The organism is Methanopyrus sp. SNP6 (assembly GCF_002201895.1).
GTDB lineage: Archaea > JAADCQ01 > Methanopyri > Methanopyrales > Methanopyraceae > Methanopyrus.
In genome coordinates, this window is the sequence record NZ_CP019436.1 from 673,651 (window position 1) to 689,990 (window position 16,340).

Here is a 16,340-nt window from a genome sequence, read left to right on the forward strand (position 1 = left end):
TTATTCAGAGGAGAGTTCCCGTAATCTGCTTTCCAACCGTTCGACTTTGCGACGGATGTCGTTGCGGAACTCGTTAAACCTCTGCTCGAGCTCATTCAGCTTACGATCGAGAGCGTCAACACGCTTCTCTACCTTCTCAACGTCTTCGGTCGTGGCCAATCCCCAGCTGTCGATGAGCTCCTCCACGCGACGCTCGATCAGCTCGTCAACCTTCTTGGTTATGACGTCTGACCTGGTAGTCAAGGAAATCTTGTCGCGGAGCATTGAGAGACTCTCCCCTTCGGGAGCCTCACGGCTGCGAACTATGAGCGCGATCGCAACAATAATGGCTAGTGTGAGTACACCAACTGCCACAAACTCGGCTATCGTCATTCATTTCCACCGCCTCTAACGTTGCCCTCCACGCGCTCGAGGTCCTTAGAGATATTCTCGAGACGCTTTAATTCGGTTTCGAGTTCGACCACGGTCAGCCGGGTCTCGACGTCCATATATTTTTCCGCCAATCGCGTGAGCAGCGAGCGAATCTCACCCAGTCTCTTCACCAGACGCGTGTCTTCCGGGAGGTAAAACAACAGATCCAAAAGCTTCCGACGTTCGAGGTCCGCCCTAACGAGCTCGACTTTCTCACGTTCGACCTTCAGCTCGAGCTCCCTGACACGGAGCTTCCTCGAATAAGTTTTGAGGGCCATGAAGGCTATTACCACGGACGCTGTCGAGCCGATGAGCACGGAGATTACCATAGGTTGCAGCAGGACCTTCACGAGCAACCTTTATCCCCGCAGGGCGCGCCGGAGCTCCTTGATAACGTTTTCCGCATCGTCTAAGTCTCCGGTGATATCAATCGTCAGAGGCGTGACTACTATGGAACCCCGCTGGAGTTCGTACAAGTCGGTTCCTTCGGGCGGATCTTGAATGATCTCTCCATCGATCCAGTAGTATTGACGTCCACGTGGATCGTATCGTTCTTCTATTCTAGGCCGGTACATCGTGGAAGCTAGTGGAACCACTTTAATTTCTCCGTTCCAGCGATCCGGATCGGGCACGTTGACGTTCAGGACACCCTTCCAATTCACCCCTCGAATCCCTTCAAGTAGGGCCTTTAAGACCCTGATGGCTAAGGTGAAGTCGACGTTCTTGGCGCTGTTGTCCACGCGTGCTCTAGCGTCACGGACCTCCTGCGAGATCGCTATGGCCGGAATGCCATTCCCATAAGCTTCCAGCGCGGCACCGACGGTCCCAGAGGTCGTGACATCAGCGCTGACGTTCTCTCCGAGGTTGATTCCCGACACCACCAGATCGGGTGGCTCGTCCATAACGGAGAACGCTCCGATGAGGACGGCATCCGCCGGTGTACCGGAGATCGCGAGCGCGTCGATGCCTTCCACTTCTATCTCTTCCACCCGCACCGGCTCGAGTAGAGAGATACTGCGCCCTACACCACTCTGCTGTGTCGCAGGAGCTATTACGGTAACTTCACCTACACTTTTGCAGGCGCGGACAGCCGCTCGGAGACCGGGAGAGGCTATACCGTCGTCGTTGGTGATCAGTATTCTCACGCCAATCACCCCGCAGTTCACCCTTGTACACGATCTCAGCCGTCCCTATCAGCAACGGTCCGTCGGAGAGCGACACGCGCAGGCTACCTCCGGCCGTCCGGACACTCACTTCATCGAACGGCCCAAAGATCTCTGAGTACACTAGAGAAGCCGCGACGACTCCGGACCCACACGCCGGCGTCCAGCCGACGCCACGCTCGAACGTCCTGACCCTCAATTCCTCCACCGAGGGTGCTGCGTAGGTTACGTTGACACCTCCTATCGACTCATATTCGGAAAAAATAGCCTTGGCATCGTCCGTCAAGCTCCTGAAGTCACGAACTGGATCCCGCTCAGTGAGACGAACGAAGTGCGGGACACCGGCGTCCACCTCGTAACCTAGCTCGACCACCTTCTTGATCTCGGCTTCGGGCACCTCGACAGCGATCCAACCTCCCAGCACCACCACTCGGTGAACTCCAGATAACGTTCTCAAGACCTTAACGTTCTCTCCACGCACCTCCGTCACGTACTTCACGACACACCGCGCAGCATTCCCACAGAACTCGGCCTCGGAGCCGTCCCGATTGAACACTCTCATCTCCACACTCGGAGGATCGGAACGTATGAACACCACGCCGTCGGCACCTATACCTGACCGTCGGTTACACGCCCATCTCGCGAAGTCAGGCTTATCACTCTCAGGCACCACTTCTTCCTCGGTTTCGTCTACAAGGACGAAGTCATTCCGAGTACCGTGAACTTTCCAAAATTGCATGGTGCCTACCCCAGGATAGTGACAGGGTTTCAGAGGCGGCGGAGTGCATCGACTATCTGGGTCTTTGCTTCGGTCTTCTCATCCACATCTTTGACAACACGCGCGGGTACGCCGGCTACAACTTTACCCGGCGGCACGTCTTCGGTGACGACAGCACCGGCCGCGACCACGGCCCCCTTCCCTACCCTCACTCCCTCGAGAATGACGGAGTTGGCCCCGATAACGACGTCGTCTTCGATCACGACTGGTTTAGCGCTGGGAGGCTCGAGAACACCGGCGATGACCGCACCGGCACCGATGTGTACGTTCTTACCGACTTCCGCCCGGGAACCGACGACTGCGTTCATATCGACCATAGTACCGTCGCCTATCTTGGCACCGATGTTAATTACGGCTCCCATCATCACCACAACTCCTTTGCCCAGCTTCACCTTCTCTCGGATTATCGCGCCCGGCTCGATTCTGGCGTCCTCGAACTCTGAGTAGTCCGCCAACGGCACGGCCCTGTTGCGGTGATCCAGCTCTTTGTGGTAATACTCCACCGAATCCTCGCTCTCGAGCACTTCAACCACATCGTCATGCTCGCCAACTACGATGACATGATCGATACCAGTGAACACCTTGGCGTCCTCCAGGCGCTCCTCCAAGCGCTCGGCCAGTCCTTCGGGATCGTCGGTTTTAACGTAGAATTTGGCAATCGTGCGTTTGGGACTGTTGGAAATGTACCTAACCAGCTCTTCGGGATCCAGCCCCGACAACGGTCTCACCCCAGTAGCTGTAGGAAGTTGCGAGCGATCCGGTCCCCGCCCTCGGTCATGAAGCTTTCAGGATGGAATTGCACCCCGTACACGTCGTAGTCGGCGTGCCTGATGGCCATGAGCTCTCCATCGTCCCCCGACCACGCGCACGGTAGCAGTTCTTCTGGTAAGGAAGATTCTTCGATGACCAGTGAGTGGTACCTCATACCTTGGAAAGGACTTTCAAGCCCTGAGAGGATTCCCGACCCGTCATGTTCTATCGGCGATGTCTTTCCGTGGACGATGCGTTTAGCTCGACGGATCTGCACCCCGTACGCTACTCCGATGCACTGGTGGCCTAAGCACACCCCTAAGATTGGGATCTCACCAGCGAACCTCCGGATAGCTGGCACGGATACCCCAGCGTCTCGTTCCGGGTGCCCGGGTCCGGGACTGACAACGATACCGTCAGGGCGCAGCCGCTCGAGCCTGGAGAGCGGTACCTTGTTGGAAACTACTTTCAAATCGAGATCATACGAGGCGAATAAATGGTAGAGATTGTACACGAAACTGTCCTTATTATTGATCAGAACTAGTCTCCTCAAGGATAGCTCCCACCATTGCCTTCATTTTATTTTCAGTTTCGAACCACTCGTTTTCAGGCACCGAGTCGTACACGATACCGGCACCCGCCTGCGTAAACCATCGACGACCCGTTGAGAAAATGGTACGGATCGATATCGCGAAGTCCATATCTCCAGTCCAGCTGACGTATCCGACGCCTCCGGCGTATGGACCTCGCTTGTACACTTCCAGCTCATCGATGATCTCCATAGCCCTCACCTTAGGGGCCCCGGAAACCGTCCCGGCCGGAAACGTCGCACGGAGTACGTCCCACGGGGTGACTCCATCTTTCCTCTCACCCACCACCTCGGACACGATGTGCTGTACATGGCTGTATTTCTCAACTTCCATAAGCCGCGTGACTTCGACCGTCCCGGGCTTTGAGACTTTACCAACGTCGTTCCTGGCGAGGTCTACGAGCATCGCGTGCTCTGCGAGTTCTTTCTCGTCTTTGAGCATCTCGCGGGTCAGCTCCTTATCCTCTTCCGGGGTACTGCCTCGAGGTCTAGTGCCGGCTATGGGTTTCGTAACGATGTGATCACCTTCTAACCGGACGAGCGTCTCGGGGCTGGATCCGATTATCCTCCGCTCGCCAAACTCCAGGCAGTACATGTATGGGGACGGGTTGATGTCGCGGAGTCTCCGGTACACTTCGAGTGGATCCGCGACCGCCCGCACCTCCACTCGTCTCGAGAGTACGACTTGGAAAATGTCCCCAGAGACTATGTACTCCTTCGCTCGCTCGACGATGCCCTCGAACTCCTCTTTCTCCAGGTCCCGCCTCAGTTCCCCCATCCTGTACACCTTGGGGACCGTCCGTCCACTCACTTCTCGAACACACTCTTCGATCGCCTCCGCCGTCCACTCGACCTCATAGTCATCGGGATGGACGGAAATCAGCTCAACTCGATCCTCGTAGTGATCGAAGCGTATCACCGAGTCGTAGAGACACAGCTCGAAGGACGGCCACTCCGGGTCGGCGATAGTAGTTGGCTTGATGTCCAGCCAGTCCTCGACGACATCGTACGATATGTAGCCTACGAGACCGCCGACGAATCCGGATCCCTCGACCTTCGGGATCCGGGAGAACACTCGGCGCATGAGTTGGAAGTAGTCCTCATCGGTTTCCTTTCGACCTTCGACTACCAATTCAGCGTACTCCGGATCACCGACGTCCACGCGGACTCGACCGTCGACACACTCTACCTTGAGCGCAGGTGAGAAACCTACGAAGGAGTATCGGCCGCTGGCACCGATCTCGGCTGACTCGAGTAGGAACGTGTGTGAGGACAGCATCCTCAGGGCTGCGTAAACCTCGTCAGGAGACCTGTCTACGTCTAACTCTCTTACCGTCAAGCGCACTTCATAGCACACCCTACTACTATCGGTGTTACATGAACTTCCAAGTACGCGGCGACGATCAAGCCTGCGATACAAACGGCCATGTTACGTATTACCCAACCTGGAACCTCCAAGTTCCCGCGAGGCCACTGCTCGTGGAGACGGACTCTATAGATCAAGTAATCGGCCAGATGCACGCCCATAGCTCCCGCGATGATCAGCATCGGGAATTCGATTACTCCGTGGGGGAGTAAAGCCGCACCCAGTAGGGAGACCGGGCCAAAGTTCTGCAATATCCACATCGCGAAGGCTCCAGCGGCGAACCCGTTGATCGCTGGAACCAGCAGCGGTCCGAGTTTCAGCGTCAGTATCACGTCGGCCTCTTTATATCGCCGTACGTCGAACCCGAGCTTGCGAGCTAATTTGACGAGGATCGGAGCGTACGGAGGGTTACCAAAGGTTCTGCGGAAGACGCCGGAAGCGTACCTCGTCGCCAGCCGGTCCAGAGTTAACGCTACCAGGCCGCCGAACGTGCTCATTAGTATCGCCATGGCGTTCCATATCGTGATAGACATAGTGAATCGCTCCATCGGTAAGGGTAGGAGACGCGCGAGTGCTTCCACCTTCTGACACGTAATCCGAAGGACGATGTCGGGAAGGGAAGGAAGCATGAAGTACGTGATCATTCCCAGTAAGCTCGAAATAAGGAAGACGTCGATCACCGCCACGATATAGCGCCAGGGACTTCCCACCGATGTACCCCCCGGATGATGAATACGGCGGATTGCGGAACGTGGTGACGAGGGACCCAGTCACCTGACTTCGGCTCTGAATGTCACGAACACCGGCCCCTCAATTTTGATCTCACCTCCTTTTTTGGTTACGTAGCGCAACAGCTTCCGAGGAAGACTCAGGTTAACCTGAGAGGGGCGGCTCACTTTACGCACTGACACCGTGGTCTCCCCCCCTCCGGTCGCGAGCAGCTCCTCTACTTCGTAAGCCAGCCGCGCCGCCAGCCCTTCTTCGAAAGATACTCCGGAATACACGCCTTTCTCGCGGATCTCACGACCGAAGTCGCCCTCGGGCGGGACGGCGTACAGGCTCCCATCGAGGACGTAAACGCGGTTGAAGGCCGCGGGTCCCGCGAGAGGTTCTCCCCTCTCTTCCTCGACGGCGTGGATTACCACCTTCCGATCGCCGAACTCCCCGCGGAACAACTCGACTTCCACGGGTCCCTCCTCGTCGGCGTGCTCCTGGAGCCCTCGCACCACCTCACGGACTAGCTGTTCCCCGAACGACGTAGCCGGCTTCCGCTCGTAGTCGATCATCCTAGCCAGCTCCAGATCCGAAGGTTCCCACGGTTCGTACTCTACATATGCAAGGGAACGCACGTCGTCGATACCGTGGAGGACCATGCAAAGTCGTTCCACGCCGATCCCGAGGTTCATGACCGGATATTCGATCCCGTACTCCGCCAGCGCCACCGGTGAGTACAGCCCGAACGTCGCTATCTCCACCCAACCCGGTCCTAAATTCTCGTCCTCGATGGAGTCCTCCAGGTCGGGGTGATAGGCGTACACCTCAGTCTGTGTCCCGGGAACGTAGTACTTGGACATCTTCTCGTCGGGTATGAACTCGAAGTCTTCGAACCCAAACTGCCGGAGGATCGCCTCCGCCACTGCCTTCCCGGTATCCACGGTCACGTCGTCGCCGACTACGACGCACGACGCGGAGTGGTACGTCATCAAGTGACTCTCGTCCTCGCGCTGCTCACGCCGGAAGCACCTGTCGATGGAGAACAATCTCAGAGGTGGGTCCTCACGTTTCAGTATCTCCGAGATCGTTATAAACCAACCCGCGGTCATGTGTGATCGGAGGGTGAGCGGAGGCTCTAGCGGTTCGGGCTTCATGCGCTTGAGCTCGGGAAAGACTTCGTCCAGTACCCTTACCGCCGTCCCGTCATCCGTGTCAAGGGCCTCCGCGATCTCGTGTGTCAACTCGTCACCATCGACCTCACCCTTCTTGTACGCGTGCAGGGTTTCCCTCAGTCGTTCCACCTCCTCTTCGGACGGTTCCCGGCCCAACACCTCCGCCAGCTTCCCGACCTTGTCCGCTCCCAACCCCACGTCCGGACGCGGGAGTCCGGCGAGGTAGAAGCACCGATCCAAGACAGCCGCAGCCTCCGGGCCGAACTGCTTGTACACTTCCTCCTCGGGAATGATAACCGGATTCACGACCTCCTTGAAGCCTGCGCGCAGGTACGCTTCCCTCAGCTGCTGAATCGTCTCGAACAATGGATGGGGCTCGCCAGTTTCCACTTTGAGCTTCGGGTACCTGTCCCGAAGTCCCGGTTTTTGAACTAGCTTCGCACCTTCTTTCCAGGCCCGATCGAAGTCGCGCTGGGCTAAGGATTTCAGTTCCTCCAGCTTGTCACGGTCGAACGGCATTACTCGGTTACCCCTCACTTACTAAATCCGTCCATACTCTTCTCTTACGGCGATGCGTCAGAGTTGACCGCGGGACGTGAAGTGGTGTGCGATCGGAGGATCCAGTGCACGCTCCGATCGCACCGCGAGAACAGCCCGGAACCCTCTTCAGTATCCCTCCTGTTACCGAAGCTTAATCGGGAAAGTCCTTCCACGAGTCGTCCTCGACACCACCTCGTTCCAACGTCCTCTTCAACTCTTCCGTCTTACCTGCGATGGTGACCTCACTCCTGGTCCTCTCGAGGAGGGACCGGACTACGTCCTGCTTCCTCTTAAGATTGGGGACGACAGCCCTCGGGTAGTCGAACGTCATCGTCAGCGAGTATATCTCCTCCATCACGTTGAGGAATTCCTCGGCCCGGTCCAGGTCGCCCTCCCTCAGCGCGTCCACGACGATCCTTCTGAGCTCGCCTACGGCGTCCAACAGTCCCAGCAGGTAAGCTCGAGGACTCAAGTTGATCTCCTCGGGCGAGGGTGCCTTACGGTTTTTCACGATCGAGTACAGGATCTCCGCTTCGGCGTACTCCTGTAGGTGGTTCTCGGCGAACCCAGTGCGGAGCAGTTCCGGGAAATCGCCTAGGAGCTCATGGAGCTCCGAAACCAGTTCGGCGGCTTCATCCAACTTCTTCCGGGCTCCCTCCAAGTTCCCACGGTGTACCTCGTACACTGCCTCCGAGCTCAGCTTGTGGAGGTCCCGCAGGATCACCTGTGCCTCGTCCCTAGCCTCGTCCAGCGCGTCAAGCTCCTCGCGGATGTTCTCGATGATCTCACGCAAGTTCTCGATCTCGGACACGGACGTCCCCATACGATGAGGGTCCCCCACTGAGATAAGCCATCATCGCACTATCCCCGGACCAGCCGAGCTACGAAGAATCCCTCCGTACGGTGACGATGAGGCCAGAACCTGCGTACTCGATCCGCCCAGGGGTATCTCTCGTTCATCCAGGACTCGAAGCCGGGCGAGCCGAACCTGAGAGGTTCTTCCACGTCGAATTCGTCGAACTCGCGCAAGAAGCGGCGTACCACGGACTCGTCCTCCACTACGGTGACCGAGCACGTGGAGTACACGAGGGCTCTTTCCACCAGCGGCGCGACGCCACGGAGAATCGAGAGCTGGCCGCGGGCGTATCTCTTCACGTGTCTCCACTTGACGGTCCACTTGGCCTCAGGTGCCCGAACGTAAGCCCCGGAGCTCGAACAGGGTGGGTCCACGAGAGCAAGGTCGAACGTCTCGTCGGTTTCACGGTAGAGCCGGGATGAGTCCGTCCTGCGAAGCCTGGCTTCGACCCTCCATCGGCGGAAGTTACGACGCATCTCCCTAAGGCGCTTGGGGTTCACGTCTACGCACGTGAGCTCGATCTCGCCTTCCGTCAGAGCGTACAAGTACGCCGACTTCCCACCGGGAGCCGCACAAGCGTCGAGCACACGATCTCCGGGCTCCGGCCGCAGCGCGTAAGCGGCGGCCGCGGACGCCTTATCCTGATAGGCCACCCAACCTCGGCGGTAAGGCTCGGTCCTGACGGGAGGTACGTCATAATCCACTACCCGCAGCATGAGCGGTAAGTCTGGATCTTCCTCCACGATTACCCCGTCGTCCTCCAGCGCCAGTATGGCCTTGTCCGGATCCACCATGTGAGCGTTAACTCGAAGGTAACGCTCGGGCTCGCGGTTGTTAGCGTCCATCAACTTCGTCAGCTCGTTTTCACCCAGTAGGTCCATCAGGTGCTTGACGAACCATTCCGGATGGGAGTACTCGATCGACAGGAGCTCCACGGTGTCCCTAGCCCGATCCAGTACGTCGGAAAGCTCGAGCTGTTCGACGTCGTAGAGGACGGCGTTCACGAACCGGGCGGGACCCCCGGCACGCTCCACGACGATTTTCACGGCCTCGTTCGTGGCGATCGCGGGCTTCACGCCGTTGAATTTCATCTCGAACGTACCGACCCTGAGGGCGTTCCTAACCCACAAATCAAGGTCGAAAAGCCTCGCGTTCCGTATCGTCGCCTCCAGGAACGCGTCGACCGTGCGGAGGTGCTTCATCAGCTCGAAGCAGTACGCGTGGATGGTGCCCCAGACGCGATGGTCCCGGACTCCTTCGTTCAGCAGCACCTTCTTAACGCACTCACGAAGCGAACGTCGCGTCCCCTCCCACTCGACGAATACGCGTGCCGTAAGTTCCTGTCTGCTGAGGCTCAACAGATCACCCCGGGGTTCTAGTGACTTGTACTTAGCCGAAGTGGCCGGGATCGAGGAGCCTAGTACCGTTGCCATCTTGGGTATCGGAGGCGGTGGCGATATCGTTGGAGCCTGTCACACATACCGATGGGTGAGAGAAGGGATCGAGCCGGAGCGCTTGGTCCTCGGAGGGCTTACCTGGGAGCGTGCCGTCGTCGATCCGGAGCCCGGTCCTCGATCGCGCGACGAAATCATAGGAGACGTTGAATGGATCCACGAGCGTATTGGAATACTCCGCGGGAGGGCGAGGCCTAAACTGGGACGGGAGTTCGCGGAGTCACGCGTCCGACGCGTATTGAGGAGGATGGGGCACCGCGACGTGGAGGTCGTACTGGTGGACGTCAGTGGAGGCGTGAAAGGAACCGTGGACGGCCTCAAGGCGCTGATCGAACACTTCGAGCTGGACGTTGTCTTCGGAATCGACGTGGGTGGAGACGCGTTAGCTAGGGGTGACGAGCCCGGAGTCGAGAGCCAACTGGCCGATTCTATCATGACTTGTTCGCTGTCGAAGCTCGAAGAGGCCGTGCTCGGAGTTTTCGGCTGGGGGTCCGACGGTGAGCTAACCAGAGAAGAGCTCCGGCGGAGGTTCTCCGAAATAGCGGCTGAGGGTGGTTACCTCGGGGCGATCGGACTCACCGGACGCGATGTAGAGTTCCTGAAGAAGTTGGCGGAGGTGGTGGAGACGGAGGCCAGTTTGATTCCCTTAAGGGCGGCTGTCGAGGGCGAGTTCGGACCGCTGGAGATTCGAGGAGGGTACAGGACCGTGGAGCTCGGGCCGGCGTCGGTGTGTACCTTCTACTTCGACCCGGAAGTCGTCGCGCGTAATAGTCTCCTATGCAAGATCGTGGACAGCACCGAGAGTGTGGAAGAAGCCCACGAACGCATCCGGGAGGAGCTCGACATCAAAACCGAACTCGACTGGGAGCGTGAGAGGGCCGAGCGCTGAGCTTCGGTTACGGAGTAACAACCATCCCCGTATCCGACGCACCTGCCGAAGGATCGTGGAAGTTTAGATACACACCGACGTCGAGTAACGCTGTGCATTTGATCCCTTCCACCTACAACAGGGGAGATCGGTCGTGCTCCTGAATGAGGTCAAGGTACGGAAGATCGTGGAGCTAGCACTGGCGGAAGACATCGGCCGTGCGGATCTCACCTCCTCCATCGTAGAAGGTGATCGGGCAGAGGCGGAGATCGTGGCGAAAGAGGAGGGCGTCGTTTCGGGAACGCTCCCGGCCCGACTGACGTTTGAACTCCTAGACTGCGAAGTCGACACGCTAGTTGAGGACGGCGAACGAATTCAACCCGGTGACATCGTGCTGAAAGCCTATGGAGAGGCTACGTCCCTACTCGCAGCGGAACGGGTTGCGCTCAACTTCCTCATGCGGCTGTCCGGGATCGCGACGGCTACTCGGAAGGTCGTCGAGAGAGTCCGTGAGGTGAATCCGGACGTTATTGTAGCCGCGACCAGGAAAGTCCACCCAATCACGGGGTTTCTCGAGAAGAAGGCGGTATCGGATGGGGGAGGAGATCCTCACCGGTTCGGCCTGGACGATGCCGTTCTGATCAAAGATAACCACCTGACGCTGGTCGGATCGGTCCGGGATGCCGTGAGGCGGGCAAGGGAACGGGTGGGTTTCACCAAAGTAATCGGTGTGGAAGTCGAGTCGATCGAAGACGCCGTTGAGGCCGCGAAGGCGGGTGCGAATCACGTGTTACTGGATAATATGAAACCGGCGGAGGTCCGGCGGGCGGTGAACGAGGTTCGAAAAGTCCGTGAAGATGTGATCCTAGAAGCTTCCGGCGGCATTACGCCCGAGAACGCACCCGAGTACGCGGAAACCGGAGTTGACGTGATCTCGCTCGGGTGGTTGACACACTCCGCGCCGGCCTTGGATCTTAGCATGCGGGTTCGAATGCCATGAAAGGATGCCGGGATCGTATCCTCACTTACGAAAACGGTACTCGAGCTCGTGAACGAAATCTCCCAAGGTCATCACGAACCGAGCGTCGGCGACGCGGTGAGCGTACGCGTCGGGATCCGGGTTGACGGAGACCACGAAGTCGGAGCGGAAGTCGACGGCGAATGTGTCGTAAGAAGCACCGATGAGAATCAGCAGTTTCTCCTCGACGACGTTACCCGTGTTGACACCCGTTGGTGGGATCCCGGGGAGGAACTTGGAAGCATGCTTAGTACAGTACAAGCGGACGTCGAGACCTAATCCTTCGAGAATTTTGACGAGACGGTTCAATGCATCCCGTTCGTCATTGAGGGAAGATGTGAACGCCGGTAGGTTCCCTGAAATGTCACCTAAGACACCCTTACCGACTACTACTGCGACGGTATCATAGAGATTGATGGCACGGAGGAGCTCGTCCCAATCGGCTTCTCCGGTGGGTTCGACCTCGGGCTTTCCAGGCGGATGGCTCGAAAGCAGAAGGTCTTCGGTAAGGACTACGCAGGCAAGCCTATGCTCATCCTCGGAGGATTCTGCGGCGTCTAGGATGGTCTCGTAGATGTCATCTTGAGTCTCGGGGATCTCGACGCGGAGTTTCAGATCGCGTAGGACGTCAGGGAGCTCGACGGAGCATGTATAGGAACCGCGGCCGTCAGCATCCAAGCCGATAATTAGGAGTCCGGGCCAGTCACCTTCCTCGGCTAGGAATTGGGCGGCAACGTAAGCACCCTTATCCTTGAGCACGGCGACACCGTAGCCGTTGGTTTGGGCGAGGCCGATCACGATTCCGACCGCGTCAAACTCGGAGGCGACGGGTATGACCTCGAACGGATGATCACCTTCCTCCAGTTCTCGGACGACCTCGTTGAGCGGGAACCCCGGCAGGTACGCCACGGCGTCAGGTTCGAGGTCGTGAAGGGCGCGGATGACCTCGTATGACCCTACAGGTAGGTGATCGGTCGACACCTCATCTCCACTAAACTCGGTCCTTCCTTCCGACACCTCTTCAGCACCTCCAGTGCCTCTTCGACGCTTTCGGCGGTCTCGGCTGGATCGAAACCCATGGAGCGGGCTATCTCGGCCGGTGAGGTGTGAACGGCAGGGTTCTCCTGGCCTCCCGTCATTCCCCACACCTCGTCGGTTACGACCACTACCGTCAGGTTCTCGAAGCGGTTGCGGTTCTGAGTTACGGTAGCCAAAGTGTGCAAATGCATGAAGAATCCACCGTCGCCGACGATACAGTAAACCCTCCCATCGTCGATCCTGAGGCAGTGACCCAACGCCACGGACATCGAGCCGCCCAACGCGCCCGTGCCTCCGTCCGGATCCAAGCCTACTTTAGCAGCGGCAATGGTGTGATCACCTAAGTCCACGATCACTCGATCTCTCTCTTCCAAGACCTCCCGAAGTGCGAGGAGAGCCTCCTCCGGCCGCAACGTCGTTCCCTCACTATTATTCCAGCAGGTACACTATACCTTTGTCCAAGTCCACCTCCACTTCACTACCCTCTGGAGGCATGAGATGCTCGTGCTCTTCGCCGTGACAGGGTGCATCTTCGGGTATCTCGGGCTCCACTAGGAGGTCCTTTACGTCATCGTCGATAGGTTTCGCCTCTTTTACAACGGGGATGGCTCCGTCTTCGGAGAGCGTCCGAACATCCCCGGTACAGATTATGGCGACGGCACCCATTACTTCGGGGTACGTGTCGTAGGCTCCGCCGAGGTCTTGAGTGAAGACTACTTGCCCCTCCTCGATCTCGACTATACGGTCCGGGTGAGTTATGTGGATGACCTCACCGATTACCTTGCCCTCACCGCGCACGGTTTCCCCTCGCAGCACCGGTGTTGGCAAATCGGTCCCCCCGTCAGCTCGGGACCGGCACCCTTATTTGGGTTCTTCATTCCGGATAGCCTGCGACACTCGCTCTCGGAGGGGTAGTCCGTTGGAAGAGCGAACTAGGTGCGAGATATGCGGACGCGTGGTCGACGGTCGACCTAAGGTCGTGAAGGTGGAAGGATCGGAACTGCGAGTGTGCGAGGAATGTGCCAAGTTCGGCCGGAAGGTAGTCAAGCCGGGACTTCGCCGTGAGGAACGGACGCAGCGTGAGCAGCGTCCACGGCGCAGACTCATCGGCGCAAGACGAAGACCGAGAGGGCTCGATCCCTTCAGCGAGGGTCTGGAGGTAGTCCCAGATTATGACGAGCGCGTCCGCGAGGCTAGAGAACGTAGAGGTTGGAGCCAGAAGGACCTAGCTAGGAAGATCGGGGAGAAGGTTTCGGTGATCCGACGTATTGAGTCTGGTAAGATGGAACCGGACGTCGAGTTGGCGCGCAAGCTGGAGCGGGTTTTGGAAATAGAGCTCCTAGAGCGGGTGAGTGAAGAGGACACCGGATCCGTGGGAATAGAGAGCGACGAGCTGACGTTAGGTGATGTGGTAGAAATTAGGAAGAAGTGAGCGTTACACTAGAGACGTGCGAAGTATCAACGTGACCACAACGATCGCTAGAGCAACCGAAACCAAGGCGAATCCGTAAGTTCGGGTGTCGATATGTGCGCTGCGACGTTCCTCCACCACGCGCTCTGCCACCTTCATGCAGAGCTCCCGAGCTTTATCTTCAGCCTCACCCTCGTCACCGTTCGAGTATATTCGTAGTCGACCACGGTCACTATCGATGACCAAGAGTACGTCTGCTTCCACACCACGCTCATAGTCGCACACTTCTTTGAACTGCTCTTTGACCAGAGAGAGTACCTCGTTGATGGTGTACTCGTCCGCGGGAACGTCCAGGAGAAGCTTCCCATCGACCTCCGTGCCTTCATCAACTATCGCCACATCACAACGCTTAATCGGAAGCGATTCCTCGGAAGTTTCGAGCTTCTCATCGATGGAGAACTTATCGAGATAATCCTCACCGAATAGGATCACCTTCCCGGTTTCTTTACACACCGAAGAAAGGATACCTTTATTGAACTCGTCTATCTCACCTATCACTATCACCACATCGTTCTTCGCGGACTTAACGAGGCTCATTACCTCCGGAATCGTCCAGCCCCTCCTTAAGACCAGTAATGTTGCCTGCCGTCTCACTTACTCCACCCTCGACCTCATGAAGTTCGTCTACCGGGATGAGAATGGGCCCCATCTCCTTAACTTGAACTATTTTGTACTCCTTCGGAAGCGTGTCCACGGTATCTCCCACTTCCGACCCACTGACGTTCACCTTAACGCCGTCGACGTCGTCCGTGCTGTCTGCTCCTTCGAACTTGATGGTTACCGTACCAGCGTACGCCCGACCACGGAGTTCCGCTGTTACGGGCGCTGGTTGCATCAGGATTATTTCCTTAATGGCGCTGATGATGGCTTCTTTCAGCCCCGTCTTCCTCGGGATCTTTACGGAATCCTCGATCTGGCCCCCTACTTCGAGGTAATACCGACCTTCGGGAGCGCGGAACTCGTCGATGACCACTTTCACGTCACGACCGGAGCACTGCTGACACAGGGCGGTATCGCGGAGTACGGAGACCGCCACTACACGCATGGGTCCCGCGAGTTGCTTTCCGATGTGTGGTATCTTCGAAGCTTCGAGCATCTCCACCTTGGGTACTATTCCCAGGTAATCACGGTAGGCGTCGAGAATGGCCTCCCGGACGGCCGTTTCAGCTTGGTCGAGCAAGACCCCTCCTCCGTACAACTCGACCCGCTCCGGGACGTTCATATCTAAGCTCCTGATGATGCTCTTAACAGCCGATCTCACGGCGTCCCGGACGTACTCCGCAACCTCCTCGATAATCTCCAACACCTCACGGCGGGTGAGGTCGTACCGCGAAAGTTCCGAGTCGGCCATCGGTGAATTGACCTTCTTTTTGATATTTTCCGCTTCTTCATATGTGAGTCCCAAATCATTAGCTATGGCTAAGGTGAAATCACGTCCGCCGACTTTAATGGAATGACACACTTCCACAAGCGTGTCACGCACGACAGAGATGTCTGTAGTACCTCCTCCGGAATCAATTAGGAGACAGCTCTCGATTTTATAGTCCCTGATCGCTTTGGCTACGGCGAGGGGTTCGACCGAAATCGTGATTAACTTCATATTAAGAAGCCTGGCGATGCGCTCTATGTTATTGATGAGTCCCAAGCTTGTGTTCGATACTATGGCTCTGAACTGCAAGTAAGAGACCTGGGATCCGATGAGACCATCTGGGTGGTCTGCCCCGAGTTCTCTTGGGTCTACTTCTGCACCATCGACCTTGAGATCCACTATATCGACGGAGACGGGCCAGTTCTCGGGGGAGAACTCCAAGCGGTGCGCCAGCGCGTATCCTATGTCATCCATGCGAAGCTTTCCTTCGGGACTCACGCTAGCTTCCGCTTCCACCATAGTAAACTTGTCTCCCGTCATCGATAATCCGATTCCCTCTACGTCCGAAGGACTGACCCCTGCATCACGAAGCGCTTCTTCGACTGTTTTCTTGACTATCCGGCTCACGCCCTTCACGTATCTGACGTTCCCTCGCTCCATGATCGTGGGGTCGAGAATGTACCGCTCACTGTACCCCTTGACCATCAAGTTACCATTCCTGAGCCGCCCTACGGCGGCTGAAATCACCTCGGTACCCAAGTCTACGGCGATCACGTGCAAGCG

At 57.5% G+C, this 16,340-nt stretch carries 19 protein-coding genes; 3 read left to right on the plus strand and 16 right to left on the minus strand.

The window, feature by feature from the left end; genetic code table 11:
• From BW921_RS03810 to BW921_RS03860, 11 genes are all read right to left on the minus strand, one after another.
• Complete coding sequence (locus BW921_RS03810; RefSeq protein WP_088335601.1) at positions 1 to 372, minus strand: hypothetical protein; 372 nt, start codon at positions 370 to 372, stop codon at positions 1 to 3.
• The gene (locus BW921_RS03815) at positions 369 to 767 is read right to left on the minus strand and encodes a hypothetical protein (RefSeq protein ID WP_148688632.1); all 399 of its coding nucleotides are present in this window, start codon (positions 765 to 767) and stop codon (positions 369 to 371) included. The genes BW921_RS03810 and BW921_RS03815 overlap by 4 nt, the downstream gene beginning before the upstream one ends.
• Before the next feature lie 3 nt (positions 768 to 770).
• Complete coding sequence (surE, locus tag BW921_RS03820) at positions 771 to 1,556, minus strand: 5'/3'-nucleotidase SurE (RefSeq protein ID WP_210400497.1); 786 nt, start codon at positions 1,554 to 1,556, stop codon at positions 771 to 773.
• A complete protein-coding gene (gene dapF, locus BW921_RS03825) occupies positions 1,474 to 2,313 on the minus strand; it encodes a diaminopimelate epimerase (RefSeq protein WP_148688633.1) in 840 nt (279 codons plus the stop codon). Before dapF ends, surE begins: the two co-directional genes overlap by 83 nt.
• A gap of 29 nt (positions 2,314 to 2,342) precedes the next feature.
• The gene (dapD, locus tag BW921_RS03830) at positions 2,343 to 3,071 is read right to left on the minus strand and encodes a 2,3,4,5-tetrahydropyridine-2,6-dicarboxylate N-acetyltransferase (protein WP_168168720.1); all 729 of its coding nucleotides are present in this window, start codon (positions 3,069 to 3,071) and stop codon (positions 2,343 to 2,345) included.
• 5 nt (positions 3,072 to 3,076) lie between these two features.
• Positions 3,077 to 3,655: an aminodeoxychorismate/anthranilate synthase component II gene (locus BW921_RS03835; RefSeq protein WP_148688635.1), complete on the minus strand. Its 579-nt coding sequence runs from the start codon at positions 3,653 to 3,655 to the stop codon at positions 3,077 to 3,079.
• Positions 3,630 to 5,036 carry an anthranilate synthase component I gene (gene trpE, locus BW921_RS03840; protein ID WP_210400498.1) on the minus strand — a complete coding sequence of 469 codons (1,407 nt, stop codon included), beginning with the start codon at positions 5,034 to 5,036 and terminating at the stop codon, positions 3,630 to 3,632. Before trpE ends, BW921_RS03835 begins: the two co-directional genes overlap by 26 nt.
• Entirely contained in the window at positions 5,027 to 5,767 is a 741-nt protein-coding gene (locus BW921_RS03845; RefSeq protein WP_148688637.1) for a stage II sporulation protein M, read from the minus strand. The genes trpE and BW921_RS03845 overlap by 10 nt, the downstream gene beginning before the upstream one ends.
• Positions 5,768 to 5,827: 60 nt before the next feature.
• A complete protein-coding gene (sepS, locus tag BW921_RS03850; RefSeq protein ID WP_148688638.1) occupies positions 5,828 to 7,462 on the minus strand; it encodes an O-phosphoserine--tRNA ligase in 1,635 nt (544 codons plus the stop codon).
• A gap of 172 nt (positions 7,463 to 7,634) precedes the next feature.
• Positions 7,635 to 8,294: a hypothetical protein gene (locus BW921_RS03855; protein ID WP_168168721.1), complete on the minus strand. Its 660-nt coding sequence runs from the start codon at positions 8,292 to 8,294 to the stop codon at positions 7,635 to 7,637.
• 50 nt (positions 8,295 to 8,344) lie between these two features.
• Positions 8,345 to 9,697, minus strand: a complete 1,353-nt coding sequence (locus tag BW921_RS03860; RefSeq protein ID WP_168168722.1) for an RsmB/NOP family class I SAM-dependent RNA methyltransferase — start codon at positions 9,695 to 9,697, stop codon at positions 8,345 to 8,347.
• A gap of 25 nt (positions 9,698 to 9,722) precedes the next feature.
• Between BW921_RS03860 and BW921_RS03865 the strand changes: the two genes are divergently transcribed.
• Both BW921_RS03865 and nadC read left to right on the plus strand, forming a co-directional pair.
• Entirely contained in the window at positions 9,723 to 10,682 is a 960-nt protein-coding gene (locus tag BW921_RS03865) for a DUF1152 domain-containing protein (RefSeq protein WP_168168723.1), read from the plus strand.
• Positions 10,683 to 10,815: 133 nt separating this feature from the next.
• The gene (nadC, locus tag BW921_RS03870; protein WP_148688642.1) at positions 10,816 to 11,661 is read left to right on the plus strand and encodes a carboxylating nicotinate-nucleotide diphosphorylase; all 846 of its coding nucleotides are present in this window, start codon (positions 10,816 to 10,818) and stop codon (positions 11,659 to 11,661) included.
• Positions 11,662 to 11,682: 21 nt separating this feature from the next.
• Here nadC and BW921_RS03875 read toward each other — a convergent pair whose 3' ends face one another.
• From BW921_RS03875 to BW921_RS03885, 3 genes are read right to left on the minus strand one after another with little or no spacing between them, the layout of a single operon-like run.
• Complete coding sequence (locus tag BW921_RS03875) at positions 11,683 to 12,660, minus strand: hypothetical protein (RefSeq protein ID WP_148688643.1); 978 nt, start codon at positions 12,658 to 12,660, stop codon at positions 11,683 to 11,685.
• Positions 12,636 to 13,130 carry a thiamine pyrophosphate-dependent enzyme gene (locus tag BW921_RS03880; RefSeq protein ID WP_148688644.1) on the minus strand — a complete coding sequence of 165 codons (495 nt, stop codon included), beginning with the start codon at positions 13,128 to 13,130 and terminating at the stop codon, positions 12,636 to 12,638. The genes BW921_RS03875 and BW921_RS03880 overlap by 25 nt, the downstream gene beginning before the upstream one ends.
• A 16-nt stretch (positions 13,131 to 13,146) precedes the next feature.
• Positions 13,147 to 13,545: a hypothetical protein gene (locus BW921_RS03885; protein ID WP_148688645.1), complete on the minus strand. Its 399-nt coding sequence runs from the start codon at positions 13,543 to 13,545 to the stop codon at positions 13,147 to 13,149.
• A gap of 91 nt (positions 13,546 to 13,636) precedes the next feature.
• On the opposite strand from BW921_RS03885, the gene BW921_RS03890 reads away from it, so the two are divergent.
• Positions 13,637 to 14,149 carry a multiprotein bridging factor aMBF1 gene (locus BW921_RS03890; protein WP_148688646.1) on the plus strand — a complete coding sequence of 171 codons (513 nt, stop codon included), beginning with the start codon at positions 13,637 to 13,639 and terminating at the stop codon, positions 14,147 to 14,149.
• 3 nt (positions 14,150 to 14,152) lie between these two features.
• Here BW921_RS03890 and BW921_RS03895 read toward each other — a convergent pair whose 3' ends face one another.
• Positions 14,153 to 14,725 carry a hypothetical protein gene (locus BW921_RS03895; RefSeq protein WP_148688647.1) on the minus strand — a complete coding sequence of 191 codons (573 nt, stop codon included), beginning with the start codon at positions 14,723 to 14,725 and terminating at the stop codon, positions 14,153 to 14,155.
• Complete coding sequence (locus tag BW921_RS03900) at positions 14,712 to 16,331, minus strand: cell division FtsA domain-containing protein (protein ID WP_236953794.1); 1,620 nt, start codon at positions 16,329 to 16,331, stop codon at positions 14,712 to 14,714. The genes BW921_RS03895 and BW921_RS03900 overlap by 14 nt, the downstream gene beginning before the upstream one ends.
• Positions 16,332 to 16,340: the final 9 nt, after the last annotated feature.